Genomic DNA, 473 nt, shown 5'->3' on the forward strand with positions numbered 1-473 from the left:
CCGCTGTCCCAGCGGGCATGCAGCGTCATGCCCAGCAGCTGCTGATAAAACGCCACGCTCGGCGCCAGCTGGCTGACTGCCAGGGTCAGGTGATTCAGTCCACTCAGCATGTCTGTTCCTCCAGTGAATTCACAATGAACTGACGCAGCCATTGATGCGCCGGGTCGCGGTGCCAGCGCTCGTGCCACAGCATCAGCATCTCAAAGCCGGCGACCGCCAGCGGCGGCTCGACGACCACCAGCCCGCTCTGCCCGCGCACCAGCCGCTCCGGCAGGACCGCCACCAGATCGCTATTGCGCAGGGTCTCCAGCATAAACAGGAAATGTGGCACGGAAAGGACAACCCGCCGCGTCAGTCCGAGGTTCGCCAGCGCGATATCGGTCGCCGCGCTGAAGCCGCCCCCGTCCGGGGAGACGATCACGTGCTCCAACTGACAGAACGTTTCCAGGCTAAGCCCAGGACGCAGCGCTGGA

The 473-nt window shown here is 64.7% G+C and carries 2 protein-coding genes; both read right to left on the reverse strand.

Annotation, left to right across the window (positions count from 1 at the left end):
• Window positions 1–110, reverse strand: a 110-nt coding sequence (locus M3147_RS18940) for a VOC family protein (protein ID WP_251204948.1), incomplete at its 3' end; no start/stop codon positions are given.
• Window positions 104–473: LysR substrate-binding domain-containing protein (locus M3147_RS18945; protein ID WP_251204947.1), on the reverse strand; the 370-nt coding region annotated here is incomplete at its 5' end. The genes M3147_RS18945 and M3147_RS18940, both read right to left, overlap by 7 nt.

Origin of the sequence: Agromyces mediolanus, assembly GCF_023715325.1 — a bacterium.
GTDB classification, from domain to species: Bacteria; Actinomycetota; Actinomycetes; order Actinomycetales; family Microbacteriaceae; genus Agromyces; species Agromyces mediolanus_A.